Genomic DNA, 2,855 nt, shown 5'->3' with positions numbered 1-2,855 from the left:
GCTGAAGCCGAGTTCGCCGAAGAACTGCACGAAATAGAGCTGATCCCGAATCATCATCGTCTGGAGGAAGGTCGCCACGAAGTTCAACGGGTCGCCGAGAACGTGCGACATCTGCTCGGCGGGAATTACCGAATACCACTCGTCGACGGGACGCATGAATCCCATTCCCTCGGTGGTCCTTGCCGAGATCCTCGTCCAGACGAGGAAGAGGATCATGCCGATCGCGGCGGCGGCGGGCGCAAGCGGGCGCACACGGCGCGTCCAGCCAAGTTGCGTGGCCGGGACGAGTGCGACGAGTAGAGCCAGCAGGACGTAGGTCGGCTTGCACAGTGGAAGCAGCACTGCCGAGGCGAGCAGGACCACGGTCTCGGGCTTGCTGAGCCGGTCCCGGAGGAACACCGCCTTCACGAACAGCGCGGACACGAGCAGTGCAAGGGCATTGGTCACGGTATCGGCGGTGACGGTCCCGGCCTGGAAAACCGCGATGGGAAGAAGTGCCAAAGCAAACGCCAGCCACGCGATCCGATACCGGCGCAGGGAGTTCACGGCGAATCCGGCGACGGCCACGAACACGACGACGCCGGAGAGCCGAGAAAGAAGAAGTAGTCCGCCCACGTTCAGGTCGAGGAATTCGGCGGTGCGGATGGCGGCTGCCGCGGGCAGATATGCGACCGGCGAGTATGCCGCCGTGTTGGTGAACCACATGCGCGTGGTGGTCTCGGAGATCGGTGCCGATTCCAGCCGGTCGTAGCCGTCGGGAGACGCGACCATCGGCAGGGGTTCTTCCGGGTTGTCCCGGTAATCGTTCAGCGCGTAGTGCATGAGGGCGTCGACGCTGTCCGGTATGTCTCCACCGAACGCGATCCCGCGCTCGTCGTCGATTTCCTGAGGGAAGACACCCCCGTGCGCCACCTGATACGCGCGACCGAACTGGGTGATCTCGTCGTGACCCCAGAATGCGGGGGTGAGGACCGCGAACACGGCCCCGGCAATCGTGGCGATGACGAGGAACGCGATGGACACCGCACCGATCCGGCGGTCCGCCGGCCGGGCATCGGCGGGCACAGCATCGGCAGGCTCGGCAGTCGGGCGGGCCACGGTGGGCGCTGCCGATCGGGGCATCGGCCGGGGTTCGGTCGTGTCTGCCGGTGCCGTCTGCTCCGGCATCATTCGGGATTCCTTCTCGGGATCCCGTCCCGCAGGTACAGCAACCTGGCCATCTCGTGACGTGACCGGCGGATGCCGTCCAGGATCAGCCCGGCGGTCCATGCCAGACATCCCAGCATCACCAGCGTGAAAGCGAGGAACAGTGTCGGGAAGCGGGGGACGAGTCCGGTTTCCCAGAACTCGACGACGATCGGCGCGGCGAGGATCAACGAGACCAGCACGCTGAAGGTGCCGAAGAGTCCGTAGAAGGCGACAGGTCGTTCGTGCCGGGCGAGCGTGACGATGAGCGAGAGGATCTTGGTGCCGTCCCGATAGGTGCGCAGCTTGCTCTCGCTTCCGGCGGGGCGGTCGCGGAACCCGACCTCCACGGAGGTCTGCGGAACGCGCAGGTGCAGCGAGTGGACGGTCAGTTCGGTCTCCACCTCGAACTCGCGCGACACAGCCGGGAAACTCTTGACGAAGCGACGGGAGAACACCCGGAAACCGCTGAGCATGTCGTGGACGTTGGTGCCGAAAACCCAGCCGACCACGCCGTTGAGCACCCTGTTGCCGGTTTCGTGCCCGGCGCGGTACGCATCCCCCTCCGGATCCTGGCACCGCACCCCGAGGACATGATCATAGGGACCGCTGAGGAGCTTTTCGATCATGAGTGGTGTGGCGAATGCGTCGTAGGTGTCGTCACCGTCGATCATGACGTAGACGTCGGCCTCGATGTCGGCAAACGCCCGGCGAACCACGTTGCCCTTGCCCTTCACGTCCTCGCGCCGGACGATCGCGCCGGCGGCCGCCGCCTTATCCGCGGTGGCGTCGGTGCTCAGATTGTCATAGACGTAGACGGTGATGCCCGGCACGGCTGCCTTGAGATCGCTCACCACTTTGCCGACGGAGGCTTCCTCGTTGTGGCAGGGGACCACAGCGGCCACTCTCATCGTGGAGGGTTCCACCGGCTGACTTCCTCGGATCTCGAAAATTGTGCGTGCGAAGGCAGGCTAGTCGATGCTCTCGCCGATGCAGAACACGACACCGCGCGCGTGTACCCTTCGCCACGTGCCGGCTCCGTCCCCAGACCTCGACAGAATGCGCTCCCTGGCACGAAGCGGTGGCGCGTTCCTCGTGGTGGGTGTCCTAGGGTTCCTCGTGGATGCGGGCACCTACAACGTGCTGGTGTTCTGGGGCGGCGAGGGGCCACTGTTCAGCAATCCCCTTGTGGCGAAGATCATCGCTATCGGAGTCGCGACCGTCGTCACGTACCTCGGAAACAGGTTCTGGACGTTCTCTCACCGGAAGACCGGAAACCCCCTGCGTCAGTACGTGCTGTACGGCGTTTTCAACGTGGTGGCGATTGCACTTCAGTTGGGCTGCCTCGGCTTCTCCCGGTACGTGCTCGACCTGTCGAGCCCTCTCGCGGACAACGTGTCGGGCACCGTGATCGGACAGATCGTCGCCGTCGTCTTCCGGTACTGGGCCTACGACACTTTCGTCTTCCGGGATACCGAATCGAGCACATCCGAGCGTGAGGCGACCCGGGCGGTCGACGCTGATTGATAGCCTCGGGGGAGCCGCGTACCGGCTCACGCAGCTCGAGAGACACGCAGCCTCGGAGAGACACGCAGCCACGAGAGACAAGGGTTTGGAGTTTTCGATGAATCAGCCCGTACCCGCATCCGCACCAACGGACCAGCCGAGTG

3 protein-coding genes are annotated in these 2,855 nt (G+C 64.6%); 1 reads left to right on the top strand and 2 read right to left on the bottom strand.

Annotated elements, in window-relative coordinates; genetic code table 11:
• The coding region (locus WAW17_RS22005; RefSeq protein ID WP_422335037.1) for a DUF2142 domain-containing protein at positions 1 to 1,170 on the bottom strand (1,170 nt) is incomplete at its 3' end.
• The gene (locus WAW17_RS22000) at positions 1,167 to 2,111 is read right to left on the bottom strand and encodes a glycosyltransferase (RefSeq protein ID WP_422335036.1); all 945 of its coding nucleotides are present in this window, start codon (positions 2,109 to 2,111) and stop codon (positions 1,167 to 1,169) included. The genes WAW17_RS22005 and WAW17_RS22000, both read right to left, overlap by 4 nt.
• Before the next feature lie 103 nt (positions 2,112 to 2,214).
• Between WAW17_RS22000 and WAW17_RS21995 the strand changes: the two genes are divergently transcribed.
• Positions 2,215 to 2,712, top strand: a complete 498-nt coding sequence (locus tag WAW17_RS21995; protein ID WP_422335035.1) for a GtrA family protein — start codon at positions 2,215 to 2,217, stop codon at positions 2,710 to 2,712.
• The last annotated feature ends 143 nt before the right edge of the window (positions 2,713 to 2,855 follow it).

Source organism: Rhodococcus sp. (in: high G+C Gram-positive bacteria), from assembly GCF_049286785.1.
Classification (GTDB): Bacteria; Actinomycetota; Actinomycetes; order Mycobacteriales; family Mycobacteriaceae; genus Rhodococcus_F.
Note: the sequence above shows the minus strand (reverse complement) of the source record. Positions and strands in the feature narration are given on the sequence as shown.